Source organism: Saccharothrix sp. NBAS 001 (assembly GCF_056640475.1).
Genome location: NZ_CM153251.1, coordinates 9817968 through 9836268, shown reverse-complemented (window position 1 = coordinate 9836268; position 18301 = coordinate 9817968). Strand labels below are relative to the sequence as shown.

Below are 18301 nucleotides of genomic sequence, written 5' to 3'. Positions count from 1 at the left end.
TGTCTGCTCTAGCGGGCGCGGGCGCGTGTGGGTTGGTCTGGTCGCATGTGCGCGGCGGGCGGGTCGGGCTGTGGATGGTGTGGGCACCTCGCCGCCGTGCCTCCTTCCTCATTCCTCGGCAACGAAATTACCGGCCGGTAAGTGCCCGTCTAGCTGGCAATTCACTGTCAGGAGTGACGCTTGAACCGGACGGCGAGCCCAGGACAACCCGTGGCGGGGGTCGGCGCATTGGACATGGGGAGCGGCGGGTTGAGGGTGGGATCGGGCGGTGATATGTGGTAGAAAAATTACGTAATGAAGACACCACATGACACCGATGACGACCCCGTCTGGCGAGCGCTCGCGCATCCGCTGCGGCGGGCGATTCTGGACGTGTTGCGGCGTGGGCCTCGGACCACGGGTGAGGTGGTCGAGGCGTTGGAAATCGGGCGGCACGTGGTCATGCAGCACCTCGGCGTCTTGCGTGAAGCCGACCTGGTGCTGGTGGAGGCGCGCGGCCGGCAACGGGTCAACCACCTCAACCCCGTGCCGATCCAACAGATCCACCGACGTTGGGTGGCGGAGTTCGAGCAGCCTTGGGCCGCTGCGCTCGTCGGGCTCAAGGACACCGTCGAACGTGCTCACGGAAAGGACGAGGACGTTGGCTGAACGTGAACTCCTGCACAGCATCGTGATCGGCGCGCCGATCGACGCGGTCTGGGGCGAGTTGACCCGGCTCGACGGCAAGCAGCGCGCCATGATGGACGCGGTGCTCGACTCGGCGCTCGAACCCGGTGCCCCGCTGTACTACCGGTCGGTCGACGGGACCCGGGTGTTCGTCGTCGGGCGGGTCGTCGCGGTCGATCCGCCTCGCCTGCTGTCGCACACCCAGCGCCTCACCATGCGCGACGACCCGTGGACGTTGGTGACCTGGGAGTTGAGCGAGGTCGACGGCGGCACGCGGGTGACGTTGCGCAACTCCGGTTGGCCGGACTCGGTCGACAAGCTGCACAAGGTCGACAACACCTGGAAGGCGATCCTGGCCGCGCTCAAGCAGGTCGTCGAGAGCGGCGACGTCGGTACGGGGCTGAAGCTCCAGTACGCGGTGATGCGCGCGTTCACGTGGGCCATGCCCGCTGCCACCAAGTCGGCGAACGTCCCGGAGCCGCCCGCCGTTCCGACCGGGTGACATGCTGGGACCGTGTGGAACGGTGAACTCCTCGACCTCGACGCCTACCTGACCCGCGTCGGTTTCCGGCCCGACCCGGACGCCGACGCGATCACCACCCTGCGCGGGCTGCACCGCGCCCACCTGCGGTCGATCTCGTTCGAGAACGCCGACATCGGCCTGGGGGTGCCGATCGCGCTGGACGTGCCGTCGCTCCAGGAGAAGATGGTGCGCCACCGCCGCGGCGGGTACTGCTACGAGCAGAACCTGCTGTTCGCGGCCGTGCTGGAACGGCTCGGTTTCCAGGTCACGGCGCACGCCGCGCGCGTGCTGCTGGGCCGTGAGGGCGACATCCCGCGCACGCACGCGCTGCTGCGCGTGGACCGGAAGTGGCTGGCGGACGTGGGTTTCGGCAACGGCGGGCTGTTGACGCCGCTGCCGCTGTTGCAGGACGCGTTCGAGCAGCAGGGCGACTGGTCGTTCCGGCTCGACCTGGACGACGCGGTGTGGACGTTGAGTTCCTACCAGGGCGGGGAGTGGATCGCCCTGTACGACTTCACCGAGGACCCGCGCACGCGTGCGGATTTCGAGATCCTCAACTACTACCTGTCCACGCACCCGTCGAGCGCGTTCGTCGGCAGGCTGCTGGTCCAGCGCACCGATGAACGCGCCCGTTACGCGATCGCGGACAACCGGCTGACGGTGGCCACCCCGGCGGAGGGGTCGCGGAAGCGGATCCTGACGTCGGAGGAGTTGGCCACCGTGCTGCGTGACGATTTCGGGCTGGAGTTGCCTACGGCCAGGGGTTGAGCGCGGGCGGCTCACCGGTCAGCGCGGCCTTGGGTTCGCGGCCGGCGAGCCACGTGACCAGGTCGTCGGGTTCTCCGCGCAGGTCGACGTCCTCCCCCGAGCCGACTGTCCACTTGCGACTGTCGACGGTGGAGACCAGGTTGAGCCGGGTGCCGTCGGGCACGCGTGCGGCCAGGAAGTCGACCGCGTGGTCGCGGAATTCCGGTGACCAGGTGATGGGTGCGAGGTCGAGGTCCGCGGTGTGGATCTCGACTTCCCGCCACAGCGCGTACGCGGTGTCGAGGAGCACGCCGTCGCGGTAGGCGACGGGGGTGTGCCAGTCGCGGACGCCGGCCCAGGCGGCGGTCAGCCGGGTCACGGCGGCTTCGATCGCCGCGCGGTGTTCGGCGGCGGGACGTCCGGCGGCGGCTTCGATCGCGGCGTCGCGCGCGGGCCGTCCCCCGGTGTACGGCTCGATCTTCGTGCCCTCCTGCTCGGCTTGGCGGGCCATGGCTTCGGTGACGTGCGCGAGGTGCGCCAGCACGTGCCCGCGCGTCCAGCCGGGCAGCGCGGACGGTTCGCCGACCTGGGCGTCGGTCACCTCTTCGATGACGGCGCGGAGGCGGCGGTGCGCGTCCAGCGTGGCGTCGACCACGGCGGTGGGTACGGCGTTGCTGTTCACCACAACTCCCCTAATGCTTTGGACGATGTGAGCCGTTAGGAACGTAGCGGGGAGGGAGCCGGAAGTCCATTAGAATGTGGGCATGAGCCGGGCGCTGGAGTTCGCGAGCACGGTCCGCCACAACGGCCGCGGCGGACTGACCGACGACCTCTCGACCGTCGCCGGCTTGGCCGCGTGGACGCACCTCGCCGAGGTCGGCGAGGAGCTGCGGCTGCGGGTGGTGGAGCTGCGGTGGGCGGTGCGCTCGCTGTTCGCGCACGCCACGGACGCCGAGCAACGCCTGGACACCCCGCACCTGATGCCGCTCGACGACGCGTTGTACCTGGTCAACGGCGCGGCGGGGCAGGTGCCGCGCGCGGCGCGCCTGGAGTGGGGCGAACCGTTGCGGCTGCACTACGTCGACCGTGCGACGGAGGGCGAACGGTTGCTGGCCGAGTTGGCGACGGCGGCGATCGAGTTCCTGGCGAGCGATGAGCGGGTGCGGCTGAGGGCGTGCCCCGCGCCCCGGTGCATCAGGTACTTCGTGAAGGCGCACCCGCAGCAGCAGTGGTGCAAACCTTCGTGCGGCAACCGCGCCAGGGTCAGCCGGCACTACCACAAGGCACGTGACTGAGGACGGCGACGAGTGCCGGGGTGCCCGCCGGGCGGGCGGGCACCCCGGTCCGGTCAACCCTGGGCGATGTAGGCCGTCAGCTGGTCCTGGCCTTCTTCGAGCTGGCTGATCCGGCTCTTGACCACGTCGCCGATGCTGACGATGCCGACCAGCTCGCCGTCGGCGACCACCGGCACGTGCCGGATCCGGTGCTCGGTCATCAGCACGGTGAGGCTGTCCACCGAGTCCTTCGGCGAACACGTGAACACCTCGGCGGTCATGATGTCGGCCACCGGCGCGGCCAGCAGGTCCGCGCCCCGGTCGTGCAGGCGGCGGACGACGTCGCGCTCGGAGACGATCCCGGCGATGCCGGAGTCCCCCACGACGACCATCGCACCCACGTTGTACTCCGCGAGCGCGGCTACCAGCTCCGCCACCGAGGAGTCCGCTCTGACCGTGGCCACGGCCGAGCCCTTGTTCCGCAACACGTCGGCGATCCTCATGTGGCGCCTCCCTGATCTCGAACCAGATCCGGTGCTACCCAGGTCAGGCTAGTTCTTGAGAGGCCACAACGGCAGGTCGCGCGCCCGAATCGACCACATTTGCGCAGTTGACGCCCCCTCGTCCGGGCCAGGTGGGCGGTGTGTCGGGCGCGGAGGGAGCACGACGGCGGCCCGGCCGCACCCGGATGGCGCAACGCCCGCCACGTCCGGTGAAACCGGGGAACGCCGAATGGCCGCCGGCGTCCCGGGGCAACGGGACGCCGGCGGCGCGGTGGAAAGCCGGCCGCGAGCGCGGGGAATTCGCGCACACCGGCACCGTGTGATGTCACGGCACCGGATTCGCGGCGGGGTTCAGCCGCCGGTGCGGCGGAATACCCTGCGCCCGACGAAACTCGCCTGGTGCGGCCGGCCGGGCACCTTGTTCACGCCCCCGTTGTTCGTCTGGGCGTGCCCGCGCCGGGCGGCGCGGTTCTGGGCGACGGGCTGCTCCTGCTCGGACTGCTCCGGCTGGACCTGCTCCGACTCGGGCTGCTCGCCGTCGCTCGGGATGTTCTTCTGATCGGTCATCGAAAGCCTCCTGGGTGTGGCGAAACCGCTGGTCAGCGACGTCGCTGGGCGTATTGGCGCGGGTTGACGACGACGCGGCCGCCGCCGAAGCGGGGCTGCGAAGCGCCGTTCGAACGACGGGCCCGCCGGTTGTTCGGCTGACCGTCGTCGGGTTGTCCAGTGCGCATGGTGGGCATACGACCGCCTCCTGGGAAATATTCGAGGCGTGCAAAGGCGTACGACCCCGCTCACGAGCGAAAAGGGTCGTCAAAGAGCCGCTAGGGCCACCAGGAGATGGGCGCTCGGCACCGGCTCAGCGGCCTGGTGCGGCGCGATGGAGGAGGAATCCTCAGAGGTAGATCTGGAAGAACATGACGCAGACGTTAGCGGGTCGCGGCCGGTATTGCCAAGGGTTTTCCGAGGCGATCAAGGACACAATCGGGGGAACGTCCTCTGTGGACGGTTCTGTGCCTTCGGCGCGACGGGCGGCGCGGGCGCGGGGTTCAGGGCACCGGGAGCGCGGCGGTGCGCTGCGACCACCGGACGGCGGGGCCCATCGCGAGGGCGGCGGCCAGGAACAGCGCGCCGAGCACGAGCCAGCCGACCACTCCCCCGCCGAGCACCAGCGTGGTGAGCAGCAACGGCCCGACGGTCCGCGCGACGGCCGTGCCCGTGCCGTAAAAGCCCTGGTACTGGCCTTGGCGGTCGGCGGGTGCGAGGCCGAAGCCGATTTCCCACGACCCCGCGCCGTGCAGCATCTCGCCCACGACCTGCACGACCGCCCCGGCGGACAGCACGACCACGGCCACCTCCGGCCCGGTGTCGGCCGACAGCGCGAACACCCCGCAGCTCAGCAGCAGCAGCACGCCGCCGCGCCGGACCGAGCGGATCGCGGTGGCCAGGTCGGTCACGCCGCGCGCCAACCGGACCTGGCCGAACACCACGGCTGCGGTGTTGACCACGAACAGCACCCCGACGACCCAGGCGGGCGCACCGGTCCGCTCGACCGTCCACAGTGGAATCACCAGGCTCAGCATCGGCATGTACAGCAACAGGACCGAGTTCAGCAGCGCGACGAGCGCGTACGGCCGGTCGCGCAGCACACCGGACCGCTTCGGCCCGGTCGCGGTCGCCGCCACCTCGGGCAGCCCGCGCAGCACGGCCGCCGCCACCAGGAACCCGACCGCGTCGACGACGAACACCACGAGGTAGGCCGCGGGCGTGTCGAGGTGCAGCGCCACGCCACCGAGCCCCGCGCCGACGGCGAGCCCGGCGTTGAGCACCGCCTGGAGGAACGCGCGCGCCCGCGTCCGACGCCGCGCCGCGACGAGCCCGGCGAGCAGGGCCTGGCGGGCCGCCTGCAACCCGCTCTGCCCGCACGCGTACCCGGCGGCGGCCACCAGGAACGCGGGCAGCGAGCGCACCACCAGGAACGACGCCAGCGCGCCCGCCGTGACGACGGCCAGCGCCACCGCGACCCGGCGCGGCCCGAACCGGTCCGCGAGGTGCCCGAGCGGCACGCCGGCCACCGCGCCGACCGCCCACGCGAGGGTGAGCGCGAACCCGACCTGGGTGGGCGAGAGCCCGACGACCCGGGTGAAGTAGAGCGCGGACGAGACGTAGAACGCGCCGTCGCCCACCGAGTTGGCGGCCTGCGCGACCGCGAGCCGTGTCGTCGTTCCCATGGCGGGCACGCTACGAGCACGATTGGCCCACCATAAGGTCCAAGGACAGCTGGGTGGATTGGGCCAATTGGGAGGAGGAGGCGATCCCGGGGCTGGTCAGCGCTCGGCGTCGTACCGGATCTCGCCGACGATCTCGCCTTCCAGCACCTCCGGCTCGACCACCCGACCGTCCACGACCTGCGGCGCGCCCGGCGGCGTGGCGAAGAAGCGGCGGGCGAAGCCGCCGACCGCGCGGGTGGTCACCGCGTCGAAGGAGCCGCCGATCACGCCGCCGACCAGCGGCACGCCCTTGGCCAGCGTGATGCCGGCCTTGGCGGTGCCGTACTTGGCGACCAGGGTGAAGCCGACCCGCTTGTTGATCTCCCGGATGAGCTGGGCCGGGATCCGCTCGATCAGGCTCATGGTGAGCTTCGAGCCCGCCTTGATGCCCGCCTTCTTGAGCACCTCGGTGCCGGCGTTGCCGAGCAGGCACACCAGGATCGCCGTACGCACCTCGTCGCTCTCCAGGTCGTGGCCCTGGACGGCGGCGATGGACGCGATGAGGTGGGTCTGCACCAGGTACGCGGCGGCGACGTTGGCGGGCAGCGTCACCGGCAGGGTGATCAGGCCGCCGAGGTTGGTCGCGAACCCCTGGATGCCCGCCGCCGTGACGTGCGTGCGGATCAGGCTGCGGATCGCCTCGTCCCTGGTCATGCCCTGTTCGAGCAGGTCGGCCGCCATCTGCCGGGCACCCTTGAACGGGCCGAAGCCGTCGATGCCGACGCGCAGCAGGTGGTCGACCGCGCCTTGCTGCGCCTTCACCAGCGCGCCGGGTTCCTCCGCCATACCCGCGAGATTACGTGGCGCGCGGCGTCGAGGTGCGGTTCCGGGGCGTGCAACGGGTGGCCGGGCGGCGCGGGGCGGGAAAAAGGGGGAGCCTGGTTCGGCTCCCCCTTCGGGCGCTTACGCGTCCGCCGGCACGAGCGGCTCGGCGTCCTGCTCCTTCTTCACGGCCTTCTTGTTGCGCCGGTTGCGCTTCTCCAGCCACGACGCGAGCCACGTGAGCAGCAGGCACATCGTGATGTACATGGCACCGACGAACAGCGTCATCGGCACCAGCGGGCGGCCGAACTGGCCCTGCGCGCCCAGGTACTTCACGTAGTCCAGCAGCTCCTGGTAGGTGATGATGAAGCCGAGCGCGGTGTCCTTGAGCAGCACGACGAGCTGGCTGACGATGGTCGGCAGCATGACCCGCAACGCCTGCGGCAGCAGCACGAACAACATCACCTGGGTCTTGCGCATCCCCAGCGCGTACGCGGCTTCGGCCTGGCCCTTCGGCAGCGACAGGACGCCGGCGCGGAAGATCTCGGCCAGCACGGAGCCGTTGTAGAGCGCCAGACCGGCCACCACGGCCATGAACGGGGTGGGCTTGATGCCGAACGACGACGCCCCGTAGTAGAACAGGAAGATCAGGATCAGCAGCGGGATGGCCCGGAAGACCTCGACCAGGACGGTCGCCGGCACCCGCCAGAAGGCGTGGTCGGACAACCGGCCGGCGGCCAGGATCGCGCCGAGCAGCAGGGCCAGCACCGCACCCGCGGCGAACGCCGACAGCGTGTTGCCCAGCCGCTTGAGCAGCTCCAGCTGGACGTTCTCGTACTGGATCCACTCCCACAGCCTCGGCTCGAACTGGCCGCTGTCGTAGAGCCGGTACAGCACGAACGCGATCAGCGCACCCACGCCGAGCACGCCCACCACGGCGAGGATCCGGTGCCGCATCCGGGCCCGGGGGCCGGGGACGTCGAACAGGACGGAACTCATCGGGCCACGCTCCAACGCTTCTCCAGTGCGCGCTGCACCAGGGTCAACGGGATCACCAGCAGGACGAAGAAGAACGCCACCCAGGACAGCCCGAGCAGCATGTCCTCGCCGTTCTCGGCCAGCACGTAGCTGATGGAACCGGCGTCGCCCACCGAGAAGCCCGCGGAGATGGTGGTGTTCTTCAGCAGCGCGATCAGGGTGCTCACCAGCGGCGGCACCACCGAGCGCAGGGCCTGCGGCAGCACCACGCTGAACAGCATCTGGCCGAACGTCAGCCCCAGCGCGCGGGACGCCTCGGCCTGCCCGACCGGCACCGTGTTGATGCCCGAGCGGATCACCTCGCAGATGAACGCCGAGGTGTAGAGGGTCAGCGCGACGATCGCGCCCTGGAACGGGTCCAGCTTCACGATCTTGAGCAGCGGGAAGGCGAACACGAAGAAGAAGAACACCAGGGTCAGCGGCGTGTTGCGGACCAGCGTCACGTAGGTGGTGCCGGTCCAGCGGAACACGGGCACGGGGCTGACCCGCAGCATCGCCAGGAACGTGCCCAGCACCAGCGACCCGACCGCGGCGTAGAGGAACAGTTGGATGGTGGTGCCGAACGCCCTGAGGAACAGGTCGGAGTAGGTGGAAAGGATGCTCATGGGACTTCCTCGCCGGAGGACGAAACGGGGATGGCCGGCGACCCGCGCGGTCGCCGGCCACCATCAGTGCTGATCAGTGGCTCCTGATGCGGATCAGTAGCGGTCGATCACGGGCTTCGTCGCCGGGGAACCCGACTTGCCCAGCGTGGCGTTGTAGATGTCCTGCCACGTGTTGCCGGTGATCGCCTCTTCGAGGATGTCGTTCACCTTGTCCCGCAGCGCCTTGTCCTCCTTGGCCAGCCCGATGCCGTAGGGCTCGGTGGAGAACGGCTTGCCGACGACCCGGAACTTGTCCTTCTCCTCGGCCGCGTAGCCCTTGAGGATGGCGTCGTCGGTGGTCACCGCGTCGATCGAGCCCTCGGCGAGCTTGGCGACGCACTGGGAGTAGTTCTGGTACTCGGAGATGTTCTCCGGCTCCGTGTACCCCTTCTCCTTGATGTTCTTGATCGGGGTCGAGCCGGTGACCGAGCAGACCTTCTTGCCCTTGAGGGTCTCCGGGCCGGTGATCGAGTTGTCGTCCTTGCGGACGAGCAGGTCCTGGCCCGCGGTGAAGTACGGGCCGGCGAAGCCCACCTTCTCCTTGCGGCCGGCGTTGATCGTGTACGTGCCGACGTAGTAGTCCACGTCACCGTTGATCAGCGCCTGCTCGCGGCCGGCGGACGCGATCGCCTTGTAGTCGATCTTGTCCTCGCCGTAGCCGAGCTTGGAGGCGATCAGCTTGGCGATCTCGATGTCGAAACCGCTGTACTTGTTCGTCGTGGCGTCCTTGAGGCCCAGACCGGGCTGGTCCTCCTTGACGCCGATGACGACCTTGCCCCGCTTGGTGATGTTCTCGAACGTCTTCGAGCCATCGACCTTGACGTCGGTGGCGACCTTCTGCGAGGGGGCCGGGGTCGACGCGCCGGGGCTCCCCTCCTTGCCGCACGCGGTCAGGGCGAGGCCGCCTGCCAGCAGCACCACCGCAAGGGTGCGAACCCTCATCGTCTGTCTCCTGCTCTTCTTCGGGGTCTGGCGGCGCCAGGCTCAGCGCCGCGGTCACGGGACTTCAGTGGGTCAGGATCTTGCCAAGGAAGTCCTTCGCGCGGTTCGACTTCGGCGCGGAGAAGAACGCCTCCGGCGTCGAGTCCTCGACGATCTCGCCGTCGGCCATGAAAACCACCCGGTCGGCCGCCTTGCGGGCGAAACCCATCTCGTGGGTGACCACGAGCATGGTCATGCCCTCCTTGGCCAGCGTGGTCATCACGTCCAGCACCTCCTGGACCATCTCGGGGTCCAGCGCGGAGGTCGGCTCGTCGAACAGCATCACCTTGGGGCGCATCGCCAGGGCGCGGGCGATCGCCGCGCGCTGCTGCTGCCCACCGGACAACTGGGCCGGGAACTTCTCCGCCTGGTTGGCGATCCCGACCCGCTCCAGCAGCTCCATGGCCGTCTTGCGGGCCTCGGCCGCCGGGGTCTTGCGGACCTTGAGCGGGGCCAGCATCACGTTGTCCACGATGCTCTTGTGGGCGAACAGGTTGAACGACTGGAAGACCATGCCCACGTCCGCGCGCAGCCGGGCCAGCTCCTTGCCCTCGGCGGGCAGCGGCTGGCCGTCGACCTCGATGGTGCCCTTGTCGACGGGCTCCAGGCGGTTGATCGTGCGGCACAGGGTGGACTTGCCCGAGCCGGACGGCCCGAGCACCACGACGACCTGGCCCTTCGGCACTTCGAGCACGACGTCCTTGAGGACGTGCAGTGGCCCGAAGAACTTGTCCACGCCCGCCATCCGGATCATCGGCGGAGCAGGTGTGGGGGCGGTCATCAGATCCTCCAAAGGGGTTCCTTCAGCGATGGCGGAAACCTAGGTGTGCGCCACCACACCAGTCCAGGCGGTTGAGCAAGACTTAGGGTCTCAACTCTGTCACAGGCAGGCGACAATAACTGGGGAGGACGCCGGTGCGGGTGCTGTTGGTCGAAGACGACGACCGCGTCGCGGAAGCGCTGGTCCCGGCGCTGACACGGCGCGGTTTCACTGTAGACCGACAAGCAACCGGTCGGGGGACGCTCGATCGGTTGGCGGGGGTCGACGTGGTGTTGCTGGACCTCGGTCTGCCGGACATGGACGGGGTCACCCTGTGCCGCAACATCCGGGCCGCCAGCGACGTCGCGATCATCGTGGTGTCGGCGCGCGGCGAGATCATCGTGGTGTCGGCGCGCGGCGAGATCGACGACCGGATCCTCGGGCTGCACGCCGGGGCGGACGACTACCTGGTCAAGCCGTACGACGTCGGCGAGCTGGTGGCGCGGGTGCACGCGGTGCGGCGGCGGCGCGGCGACCCGGTCGGGGTGGGCGTCGCGGGCACGGAGGTGTTCGAGGCGGCGGACGTGCGGGTCGACCTGGCCCGGCACGAGGTCACCGTGGCGGGTGAAGTGGTGGCGCTGTCGCGCAAGGAGTTCCAGGTGCTGGCGCTGGTGATGGCCGCGGGCGGCGCGGTGTGCACGCGGGAGCGGATCCTGGCCGAGGTGTGGGGGCGCACGTGGGCGGGCGCGAACCGGACCCTGGACGTGCACGTGGCCACCCTGCGCACCAAACTGGGCCGGCCCGCGCTGCTGGAGACGGTGCGCGGCGTCGGGTACCGGCTCAGCTCGATCGGTGGTTGAGGCCGGCCGGGTTCGGGAGCGGGTTCGGCGGGTTCGGGAGCGCGTGCGGCGGGAGCGCGTGCGGCGGTTCGGGTGCTGTCAGGGTGTGGCGGGGAGGTTGAGTGCGTTCGCGGTTGTTGGGCATCGTGCTCACCCTTGTGGTGGTGGTGCTGGCCGGCATGGGTGTGCCGCTGGGGCGCGGGGTCGCGGCGGGTGAGCAGCAGGAGATGTTCCTGGACCGGCTGACCGACACGGCGCGGTTCGCGTCCGTGGCGCAGCGGCCGCTGATCGACGACCAGCCGGTGGTGATGGAACGGGAACTGGCCCGTTACCAGGACCTCTACGGGATCCGGGTGGCGCTGCTGGACCGGTCGGGGAAGGTCGTCGCGGCGTCCGGGTCGGGGATCGACGTCACTTCGGAACCGGTGTCGGACCTGGTCCGGGGCGCGCTCGCCGGGCGGCAGCCGGTCGTGCCCGGCCTGCTCATGCCGTGGAACCGCGAAGACCTGGTGCTGGCCGAGCCGGTGCTGGTGGACGGGGAGGTGCGCGGCGCGGTCGTCACGTTCTCGCCGACGGTCAAGACCCGCACCGAGGTGATGTGGTGGTGGGTGCTGCTGCTCGTGGCGAGCCTGCTGGTGCTCTCGCTGGCGGTGCTGGCGGCGTTGCCGCTGGTGCGGTGGACGCTGCGGCCGGTGCGCCGGCTGGACGACGCGACCGGCGCGCTGCTCGGCGCGGTGGTGTCCGGCAAGCCCGTGCAGCCGGTCGGGTCGTCGTCCGGGCCGCCGGAGCTGCGGCAGCTGTCCCGGTCGTTCGACCAGATGGCGGCGAACGTCGGCGACGTGCTGGCCGCGCAGCGGGCGTTCGTCGCGGACGCCTCGCACCAGCTGCGCAACCCGTTGACCGCGCTCAAGCTGCGACTGTCCAATCTGGACGGTCACGTGTCCGGGGACGGCGTGGTGCACCAGGCCGCGGCGCTGGACGAGGCGGACCGGCTCAACCGCATCCTGGACGAGTTGCTGGCCATGGCGCGCGCCGGGTCGCCGTCGGTCGACCCGGTCGAGGTGGACGTGGACCGGGCGGTCGCCGGGCGGCTGTCGGCGTGGCAGCCGGCCGCCGCCGCGCGCTCGGTGCACCTGGTGCTCGACGGCGAGCCGGGCGGGCGGGCGCTGGCCCCGCCGCGCGGCGTGGAGGCCGTGCTGGACGCGCTGCTGGACAACGCGCTGAAGTTCGCGCCCGACGACACGCTGGTGCGGGTCGACGTGCGGCGGCGGGACTCGACGGTGACGCTGACGGTGAGCGACGAGGGGCCGGGGTTGTCGCCGGACGAGCTGGAGCGGGCGACGGACCGGTTCTGGCGCTCGCCCGCGCACCAGAACATCCAGGGGTCCGGGTTGGGGCTGGCGATCGTGCGGCAGATCGTGGAACGGGTGGACGGGCAGGTGCGGCTGTCGCTGCCGGCGGATGGCGGGTTGAGGGTGACGGTGACGTTCCCGGCGACGGTGTGAGGGTCGCGGGTGGGGTTGCGGGTGGGGTTGCGGGTGGGGTTGCGGGCGCTCAGACCTTGACGTCGCGGTAGTAGTTCTTCGCGCCGGGGTGCAGGGGCAGCGGGGTCGTCTCGATCGCCGATCTGACCTCTATCGAGCGGGCCACCGGGCTGACCGCCACGAGTTCGGGTTGCGCCTGGAACAGGCCGCGCAGCAGCACCTCGGCCACGTCGTCCGGCATCGCGTCGGTGACCAGCAGGAAGTTGCGCACGACCAGCGTGGTGACGGGCTTGGCCACCGGGCCGCCGGGCAGTTCGTACGCGGAGGCGGGCAGCGTCGCCGACCCGTAGACGGGGTAGAGCCGGCGCAGGTTCGGCAGCACGTCGCCCAGGTCGAGCATCCGCAGCCGCACGGTGGTGGCGAGCGTGGTGACGCCGGTAGTGGGCACGCCGCCGGACCAGAAGAACGCGTCCAGCGAGCCGTCCCGCATCGCGTCGGTGGTCGCGTTCAGGTCCAGGTAGCGGGGTTGCAGGTCCTCGGTCGGCGAGATGCCGGCCGAGCGCAGCAGGCGTTCGGCGATCAGCTTCACGCCGGAGTCGCGCGCGCCGAGCGAGACCCGCCTGCCCTTCAGGTCGGCGAGCTTGGTCGCCGGGACGTCGTCGCGCACGACGAGCTGGAGGTAGTCGTCGTGCATCCGGGCCAGCGCGTACAGGTGGCGCCCGCCGTCGTTGGTCTGCGCCTCCTCCGCCGCGTCGGCCGCCGAGAACCCGACCTGCGCCTGACCGGTGCGCAGCCGCTCCAGGTTGTCCACCGAACCGGCCGTCGCCACGACCTGGGGACGGGGGATGCCGGGGTTGCGCGTCCACGCGTCGGCCAGGGCGGTGCTCAGCTTGTAGTAGACGCCCGTGTCGCTGCCGGCCACCATGGTGAGCTTGACCTGGTCGAAGTTGTCGCCACAGGCCGTCACGGACAGCGCGGCCAAGGCCAGCACGGCCCCCGCGGCGTGCACTCTGAACAGCGTTCCCGACACGCCTGGCATCGTCGCACGTCCACCTCTCGCGGCGGACCGGACCGACGTGTCGGGCCCGGTCAGAGGTGGTGGCCGCGGGCGTCGGGACGAGGGCGGGACCGGGGCGCCCGTCGAGCGCATACCATGCCTGGTGGGCGTCGGAGGCCGTCGGACCACCTCGATCCACCCGGTGAGCAGCAGCGATGACCTCCTGGCGACCGTGGCCTCACTCGGCCACTGACCAGGGGATATGGTGACTACGTGAGCGCGTTGCAGGTTCCGAGGACCTTCCAGATTCGCACGTTCGGGTGTCAGATGAACGTGCACGACTCCGAGCGCCTCGCCGGGATGCTCGAAGACGCGGGCTACGCGCCGGCGGAGGGTGACGCGGCTCCCGACGTGGTGGTGTTCAACACCTGCGCGGTGCGGGAGAACGCGGACAACAAGCTGTACGGCACGCTCGGGCACCTCGCGCCGGCCAAGACCGCGAACCCGGACATGCAGATCGCGGTGGGCGGCTGCCTCGCGCAGAAGGACCAGGGCGAGATCGTCAAGCGCGCACCGTGGGTCGACGTCGTGTTCGGCACGCACAACATCGGGTCGCTGCCCGTGCTGCTGGAGCGCGCCCGGCACAACCGGGAAGCCCAGGTCGAGATCCTCGACTCGCTGGAGACGTTCCCGTCCACGCTGCCCGCGCGCCGCGACTCCGCCTACTCGGGGTGGGTGTCGGTGTCCGTCGGGTGCAACAACACCTGCACGTTCTGCATCGTCCCGTCGCTGCGCGGCAAGGAGAAGGACCGCCGGCCGGGCGAGGTGCTCGCCGAGGTCCAGGCGCTGGTCGACGAGGGCGTGCTGGAGGTGACGCTGCTCGGCCAGAACGTCAACTCCTACGGCGTCGAGTTCGGCGACCGCTACGCGTTCGGCAAGCTGCTGCGCGCGGCGGGCGGGATCGACGGCCTGGAGCGGGTCCGGTTCACCTCCCCGCACCCGAAGGACTTCACCGACGACGTGATCGCCGCGATGGCCGAGACGCCGAACGTGTGCCACCAGCTGCACATGCCGTTGCAGTCGGGCTCGGACCGGGTGCTCAAGCAGATGCGCCGGTCGTACCGGTCGGCGAAGTACCTGTCGATCCTGGACGACGTGCGCGCCGCCATGCCCGACGCGGCCATCACCACGGACATCATCGTCGGGTTCCCCGGCGAGACGGAGGAGGACTTCCAGGCCACGCTCGACGTGGTGCGGGAGTCGAGGTTCTCCAGCGCGTTCACGTTCCAGTACTCCAAGCGGCCCGGCACGCCGGCGGCGGAGCTGCCCGACCAGTTGCCCAAGGCGGTCGTGCAGGAGCGCTACGACCGGCTGGTGACGCTGGTCAACGACCTCGCGTGGGAGCAGAACAAGCTCCAGGTCGGCCGGCGGGTCGAACTGCTGGTCGCGAACGGCGAGGGCCGCAAGGACGCCGAGACGCACCGGATGTCCGGCCGGGCCCGCGACGGCCGGCTGGTCCACTTCACGCCCGGCGACGCGCGGATCCGGCCGGGTGACGTCGTGGAGACCGTGGTGACCTACGCCGCGCCGCACAACCTGATCGCGGACGGGGACGTCCTGTCCCACCGCCGCACGAAGGCGGGCGACCGCTCGGAGGCCGGCATCAAGCCCAAGACGTCCGGGGTCACCCTCGGACTCCCGAAGTTCGGCACCCCGGACCCGCTGCCGGCGGCGGTCGGCGGGTGCTCGGTCGGATGATGAGCGACGAGCGGGACGACATGGCGGAACTGCGGGACGAGATCGACCAGGTGGGCCGCACGGCGGCCAAGCGGTTCGACCCGGGTCGCGGGGCGTTGACGATCGCGGTGGCGGTGCTGGCCATCCTGGTCGCGATGATCCTGCCGTGGGTGGGCGAGCAGACCGGGTTGGACGTCCTGTTGGGCGAGGCTCGGGCGATTCCGAAGGTCTTTTCCTACGGGGCGCTGATCGTCGGGGTGCTGCTGTCGGCGGTGACGTTGGCGGTTCGGCGGTGGGCGCTGGCGTGGGTTTCCTCGTTGGCTTTGTTCGCCACTTCGGTGAGCGGTGTGCTGTCGATTTGGATGACTCAGACGACTACCGGGCACAAGGTGGGCGAAGGTCCCGGGGTCGGGCTCGTGGTGGCGGTTGTGGCGGTTGTCCTGTTGCTGGTCAAGTGGCTTCGGATTGCGGCGTCCCGGCCGCCTATCGACTGATGGCCGGTTGAGGAAAAACGTCCTCGCCGGACGGGCTGACCACCGAGGATGACTGAAAGAACGGGCGGGTCTGCGTGTCATCCCCGCATGTCCTGGTCGGGAGACAACCACCCTTGAGTAGGGAGTGCAAGCGAAAAGCGTGCTTGCACTCCCTACTCAAGCGCGGTTCGCTGGCGCGCAGGCCATACGGGGATGACACGCAGACGGGGCGGGGTGTGCGCGGCGCGCGTTTGTCAGTGGGCTGACAAGGAATTCGTTCGTGGGTTTTGTCTCGATAGGGGATTGAAGGGAACAGCCCGGCCCCGTGTTCGTGGGGCCGGGCTGTGTCCGGGTCGTGCGGGTCGTACGAGGTGTGGTGCGGGTCGTACGAGGTTGTGCGGGTGGTGGTGTTAGCGGGTGGCTACGGCCTGTTCGGCTGCGGCCAGCCATTCGCGCCACTGCTTGGCCTGGGCCTCGGCCTGTTCGGCGCGGCGCTTGTCGCCGGACGAGCGGGCCTTTTCGGCCTGGGCCTCGAACTGCTCCACGCGCTCGCGGAACTGGGCCACGCGGGCCTCGGCCTCGGGGTCGGAGCGACGCCACTGGGCGTCCACCGCGCCGCGCACCCTCTCCTCGATGGTGCGCAGCTTGCCCTCCAGCTCGCGGACCCGTTCGCGCGGGACCTTGCCGATCGCGTCCCAGCGCTCCTGGATCTTGTAGAGCTGCTGGCGGGCGGTCTCCAGGTCGTGTGACGGGTCGATGTGCTCGGCCTCGGCGAGCAGCTCCTCCTTGAGCTTCGCGTTGGTCGCGAACTCCGCGTCACGCTCCGAGAACGCCTCCGAGCGCTTGGCGAAGAACGCGTCCTGCGCGGCCCGGAAGCGCTGCCACAGGGCGTCGTCGGCCTCCTTGGGCGCGCGCCCGGCGGCCTTCCACTCGACCATCAGGTCCTTGTAGCGGCCGGCGGTGGGGCCCCAGTCGTCGGACTCGACGAGCTTCTCGGCCTCCTCGACCAGCTCCTGCTTGCGGCTCTTGGCCACGCCGCGCTGGCGGTCCAGGTCGGCGAAGTGCGAGCCCCGCCGCCGGTTGAACGCGTCGCGCGCCTTGGAGAAGCGCCGCCACAGCTGCTCGTCGGTCTTGCGGTCGACGCCCCGGATGGTCTTCCACTCGTCCAGGATGGTCCGCAGGCGGTCGCCCGCCGCCTTCCACTGGGTGGACTCGTTGGCCAGGACCTCGGCCTCCTCGACCAGCTGGAGCTTGCGCGCCCCGGCCTGCGCCCGGGCCTCGTCCTTGGCCGCCTTCGCCGCCTCCAGGCCCTCCTCGGCCTTGGCCAGCACGTGCTCGACCCGCGCGGCCAACGCCGCCAGGTCGCCCACCACGGCCGCCTCCGCCAGGCTCTCCTGGACGTGCTTCGCGCTGGTCAGCGCGTGCTTCGGGTCGCCCGCCCCGGACGAGAGCCGGGTCACCAGCAGCTCGACCTCGGTACGCATGTCGTCGAACCGGCGCGCGAAGTGCGCCAGGCCCTCGGCGGGCTCACCCGCCTGCCAGGAACCGACGACCCGCTCACCGTCGGCCGTCTTGACGTAGACGGTGCCGTCCGCGTCCACGCGCCCCCAGCGGTCAGGGTGGTCCGACGCCACGGGGACCGGCGGAGGCGTGCTGCTTTCCGCCCGGGTCTCCTCGACTACCGCCCCCGTACCACTGTCGCCAGTGGCTTCCGGTGTCGTCTCGTGCTCCGTCATCGCCGGCTTCCTCCTCGCCTGCCCACTTCGTGGTGCCCGTGCCGACCACGGGCGCCCCGCCGATGGCGGGGCCCAGCACCCGGGTACCGCGACTCCTCAGACAGTGCCCAGTACCCCGCGCGCATTCAAACAGGTCAGGGCTCACATCGGTACTGGTGGTGGCCGATGAGTAGCGTGGGTTGCCATGATCTCGCGTGTCGCCGTGGTGCCGCACCCTCCTCTCCTCGTGCCGGAACTGGTCGCCGGAGCCGTCCCGGAAACCGCCTCCGTGCGGGCCGCGTGCCTTGCCGCGGCACGGGATCTCGCCGCCTTCGACCTGGACTGGACGGCCGTCGCGGTGGACCCCTCCGGGCCCCGGACCTTGACCGACAGCGCCGGATCGTTCCGGGGATTCGGCGTGGACGTGCCGGTTTCGCTGTCCGGGCGGCCGTCCTCTGTGGATCCCTCGCTCCCCCTGCCGGTGCTCGTGGCGGGATGGCTGCGGGAACAGGCCGGCGCGCGTTCGGTGCGGGTGCACCTCGTGCCGCCGGACCTGCCCGCGGCGGACTGCGTCTCATTCGGGTCACAGTTGACCGGACGGGCGCTGCTGGTGCTCGGCGACGGCTCGCACCGGCACGGTGAGCAGGCCGTGGGACGCCCGGACGAGCGCGCCGGGCCGTTCGACGAGGGCGTGCGCGCCGCGCTCGCCACGGCCGACGTGGCGGCCCTGGCGGGCCTCGACCCGGAACTGGCCGAGGAGCTGGGGGCACGGGGGCGGGCCGCGTGGCAGGTGCTGGCGGGCGTGCCCGGCGGGTGGCGGTGCACCCGGTCGGAGTTCCTCGCCCCCTTCGGCGTCGGCTACCACGTGGCCGTCTGGGAGGCTTGACC

Annotated in this window: 20 protein-coding genes; 9 read left to right on the top strand and 11 right to left on the bottom strand. The window is 70.6% G+C overall.

From position 1 onward, the window contains the following. The first annotated feature begins 294 nt into the window (after positions 1-294). The 3 genes from AC0HI0_RS44600 to AC0HI0_RS44590 are packed head-to-tail and all read left to right on the top strand — an operon-like array spanning position 295 to position 1957. Positions 295-648, top strand: coding sequence for an ArsR/SmtB family transcription factor (locus tag AC0HI0_RS44600; protein ID WP_480929496.1), 354 nt, complete (start codon positions 295-297; stop codon positions 646-648). Continuing rightward, a complete protein-coding gene (locus AC0HI0_RS44595) occupies positions 641-1168 on the top strand; it encodes an SRPBCC domain-containing protein (protein ID WP_480929495.1) in 528 nt (175 codons plus the stop codon). Before AC0HI0_RS44600 ends, AC0HI0_RS44595 begins: the two co-directional genes overlap by 8 nt. A gap of 12 nt (positions 1169-1180) precedes the next feature. Beyond that, on the top strand, positions 1181-1957 hold the full coding sequence (locus AC0HI0_RS44590; RefSeq protein WP_480929494.1) for an arylamine N-acetyltransferase family protein: 777 nt from the start codon (positions 1181-1183) through the stop codon (positions 1955-1957). Here AC0HI0_RS44590 and AC0HI0_RS44585 read toward each other — a convergent pair. Then, positions 1941-2618: a maleylpyruvate isomerase family mycothiol-dependent enzyme gene (locus AC0HI0_RS44585; RefSeq protein WP_480929493.1), complete on the bottom strand. Its 678-nt coding sequence runs from the start codon at positions 2616-2618 to the stop codon at positions 1941-1943. The genes AC0HI0_RS44590 and AC0HI0_RS44585 overlap by 17 nt on opposite strands. A gap of 82 nt (positions 2619-2700) precedes the next feature. Here AC0HI0_RS44585 and AC0HI0_RS44580 point away from each other — a divergent pair, with 82 nt between their 5' ends. Beyond that, positions 2701-3231 (top strand): CGNR zinc finger domain-containing protein, encoded by a 531-nt coding sequence (locus AC0HI0_RS44580; RefSeq protein ID WP_480929492.1) that lies wholly within the window; start codon positions 2701-2703, stop codon positions 3229-3231. 53 nt (positions 3232-3284) lie between these two features. Here the strand turns inward: AC0HI0_RS44580 and AC0HI0_RS44575 are convergent, their stop codons facing one another. The 8 genes from AC0HI0_RS44575 to AC0HI0_RS44540 all read right to left on the bottom strand — a co-directional run bounded on the left by AC0HI0_RS44575 (position 3285) and on the right by AC0HI0_RS44540 (position 10162). Beyond that, positions 3285-3713: a CBS domain-containing protein gene (locus AC0HI0_RS44575; RefSeq protein WP_480929491.1), complete on the bottom strand. Its 429-nt coding sequence runs from the start codon at positions 3711-3713 to the stop codon at positions 3285-3287. A gap of 351 nt (positions 3714-4064) precedes the next feature. Next, a complete protein-coding gene (locus AC0HI0_RS44570) occupies positions 4065-4280 on the bottom strand; it encodes a hypothetical protein (protein ID WP_480929490.1) in 216 nt (71 codons plus the stop codon). 482 nt (positions 4281-4762) lie between these two features. Continuing rightward, positions 4763-5944: an MFS transporter gene (locus AC0HI0_RS44565; RefSeq protein WP_480929489.1), complete on the bottom strand. Its 1182-nt coding sequence runs from the start codon at positions 5942-5944 to the stop codon at positions 4763-4765. Between the two features lie 96 nt (positions 5945-6040). Then, a complete protein-coding gene (locus AC0HI0_RS44560) occupies positions 6041-6769 on the bottom strand; it encodes an EcsC family protein (protein WP_480929488.1) in 729 nt (242 codons plus the stop codon). A gap of 117 nt (positions 6770-6886) precedes the next feature. Further along, complete coding sequence (locus AC0HI0_RS44555; RefSeq protein ID WP_480929487.1) at positions 6887-7744, bottom strand: amino acid ABC transporter permease; 858 nt, start codon at positions 7742-7744, stop codon at positions 6887-6889. After that, entirely contained in the window at positions 7741-8388 is a 648-nt protein-coding gene (locus AC0HI0_RS44550) for an amino acid ABC transporter permease (RefSeq protein WP_480929486.1), read from the bottom strand. The genes AC0HI0_RS44555 and AC0HI0_RS44550 overlap by 4 nt, the downstream gene beginning before the upstream one ends. Positions 8389-8481: 93 nt before the next feature. Beyond that, positions 8482-9369 (bottom strand): glutamate ABC transporter substrate-binding protein, encoded by an 888-nt coding sequence (locus AC0HI0_RS44545; protein WP_480929485.1) that lies wholly within the window; start codon positions 9367-9369, stop codon positions 8482-8484. A gap of 64 nt (positions 9370-9433) precedes the next feature. Continuing rightward, positions 9434-10162: an amino acid ABC transporter ATP-binding protein gene (locus AC0HI0_RS44540; RefSeq protein WP_480934529.1), complete on the bottom strand. Its 729-nt coding sequence runs from the start codon at positions 10160-10162 to the stop codon at positions 9434-9436. A 161-nt stretch (positions 10163-10323) separates the two neighbouring features. Here AC0HI0_RS44540 and AC0HI0_RS44535 point away from each other — a divergent pair, with 161 nt between their 5' ends. Next, positions 10324-11028: a response regulator transcription factor gene (locus AC0HI0_RS44535; RefSeq protein WP_480929484.1), complete on the top strand. Its 705-nt coding sequence runs from the start codon at positions 10324-10326 to the stop codon at positions 11026-11028. A 101-nt stretch (positions 11029-11129) separates the two neighbouring features. Further along, positions 11130-12512 carry a sensor histidine kinase gene (locus tag AC0HI0_RS44530; protein ID WP_480929483.1) on the top strand — a complete coding sequence of 461 codons (1383 nt, stop codon included), beginning with the start codon at positions 11130-11132 and terminating at the stop codon, positions 12510-12512. A gap of 49 nt (positions 12513-12561) precedes the next feature. Here the strand turns inward: AC0HI0_RS44530 and AC0HI0_RS44525 are convergent, their stop codons facing one another. After that, positions 12562-13521 carry a TAXI family TRAP transporter solute-binding subunit gene (locus AC0HI0_RS44525; RefSeq protein ID WP_480929482.1) on the bottom strand — a complete coding sequence of 320 codons (960 nt, stop codon included), beginning with the start codon at positions 13519-13521 and terminating at the stop codon, positions 12562-12564. Between the two features lie 240 nt (positions 13522-13761). Here AC0HI0_RS44525 and miaB point away from each other — a divergent pair, with 240 nt between their 5' ends. Both miaB and AC0HI0_RS44515 read left to right on the top strand, forming a co-directional pair. After that, positions 13762-15246 carry a tRNA (N6-isopentenyl adenosine(37)-C2)-methylthiotransferase MiaB gene (gene miaB, locus AC0HI0_RS44520; RefSeq protein ID WP_480929481.1) on the top strand — a complete coding sequence of 495 codons (1485 nt, stop codon included), beginning with the start codon at positions 13762-13764 and terminating at the stop codon, positions 15244-15246. Next, positions 15243-15719, top strand: coding sequence for an Rv2732c family membrane protein (locus AC0HI0_RS44515; RefSeq protein WP_480929480.1), 477 nt, complete (start codon positions 15243-15245; stop codon positions 15717-15719). Before miaB ends, AC0HI0_RS44515 begins: the two co-directional genes overlap by 4 nt. Before the next feature lie 389 nt (positions 15720-16108). On the opposite strand, the gene AC0HI0_RS44510 is transcribed toward AC0HI0_RS44515, so the two are convergent. Next, complete coding sequence (locus AC0HI0_RS44510) at positions 16109-17434, bottom strand: DUF349 domain-containing protein (protein ID WP_480929479.1); 1326 nt, start codon at positions 17432-17434, stop codon at positions 16109-16111. A 184-nt stretch (positions 17435-17618) separates the two neighbouring features. On the opposite strand from AC0HI0_RS44510, the gene AC0HI0_RS44505 reads away from it, so the two are divergent. Continuing rightward, the gene (locus AC0HI0_RS44505) at positions 17619-18299 is read left to right on the top strand and encodes a class III extradiol dioxygenase subunit B-like domain-containing protein (RefSeq protein WP_480929478.1); all 681 of its coding nucleotides are present in this window, start codon (positions 17619-17621) and stop codon (positions 18297-18299) included. Positions 18300-18301 lie beyond the last annotated feature (2 nt).

Bases quoted from the DNA above. Each gene is read 5' to 3' on its own strand.
- AC0HI0_RS44515 (WP_480929480.1), top strand. From the start codon at position 15,243: ATGATGAGCGACGAGCGGGACGACATGGCGGAACTGCGGGACGAGATC.
- AC0HI0_RS44505 (WP_480929478.1), top strand. From the start codon at position 17,619: ATGATCTCGCGTGTCGCCGTGGTGCCGCACCCTCCTCTCCTCGTGCCG.
- AC0HI0_RS44570 (WP_480929490.1), bottom strand. From the start codon at position 4,280: ATGACCGATCAGAAGAACATCCCGAGCGACGGCGAGCAGCCCGAGTCG.
- AC0HI0_RS44510 (WP_480929479.1), bottom strand. From the start codon at position 17,434: ATGACGGAGCACGAGACGACACCGGAAGCCACTGGCGACAGTGGTACG.
- AC0HI0_RS44540 (WP_480934529.1), bottom strand. From the start codon at position 10,162: ATGATCCGGATGGCGGGCGTGGACAAGTTCTTCGGGCCACTGCACGTC.
- AC0HI0_RS44560 (WP_480929488.1), bottom strand. From the start codon at position 6,769: ATGGCGGAGGAACCCGGCGCGCTGGTGAAGGCGCAGCAAGGCGCGGTC.
- AC0HI0_RS44565 (WP_480929489.1), bottom strand. From the start codon at position 5,944: ATGGGAACGACGACACGGCTCGCGGTCGCGCAGGCCGCCAACTCGGTG.
- AC0HI0_RS44575 (WP_480929491.1), bottom strand. From the start codon at position 3,713: ATGAGGATCGCCGACGTGTTGCGGAACAAGGGCTCGGCCGTGGCCACG.
- AC0HI0_RS44600 (WP_480929496.1), top strand. From the start codon at position 295: ATGAAGACACCACATGACACCGATGACGACCCCGTCTGGCGAGCGCTC.
- AC0HI0_RS44580 (WP_480929492.1), top strand. From the start codon at position 2,701: ATGAGCCGGGCGCTGGAGTTCGCGAGCACGGTCCGCCACAACGGCCGC.
- AC0HI0_RS44555 (WP_480929487.1), bottom strand. From the start codon at position 7,744: ATGAGTTCCGTCCTGTTCGACGTCCCCGGCCCCCGGGCCCGGATGCGG.
- AC0HI0_RS44550 (WP_480929486.1), bottom strand. From the start codon at position 8,388: ATGAGCATCCTTTCCACCTACTCCGACCTGTTCCTCAGGGCGTTCGGC.
- AC0HI0_RS44545 (WP_480929485.1), bottom strand. From the start codon at position 9,369: ATGAGGGTTCGCACCCTTGCGGTGGTGCTGCTGGCAGGCGGCCTCGCC.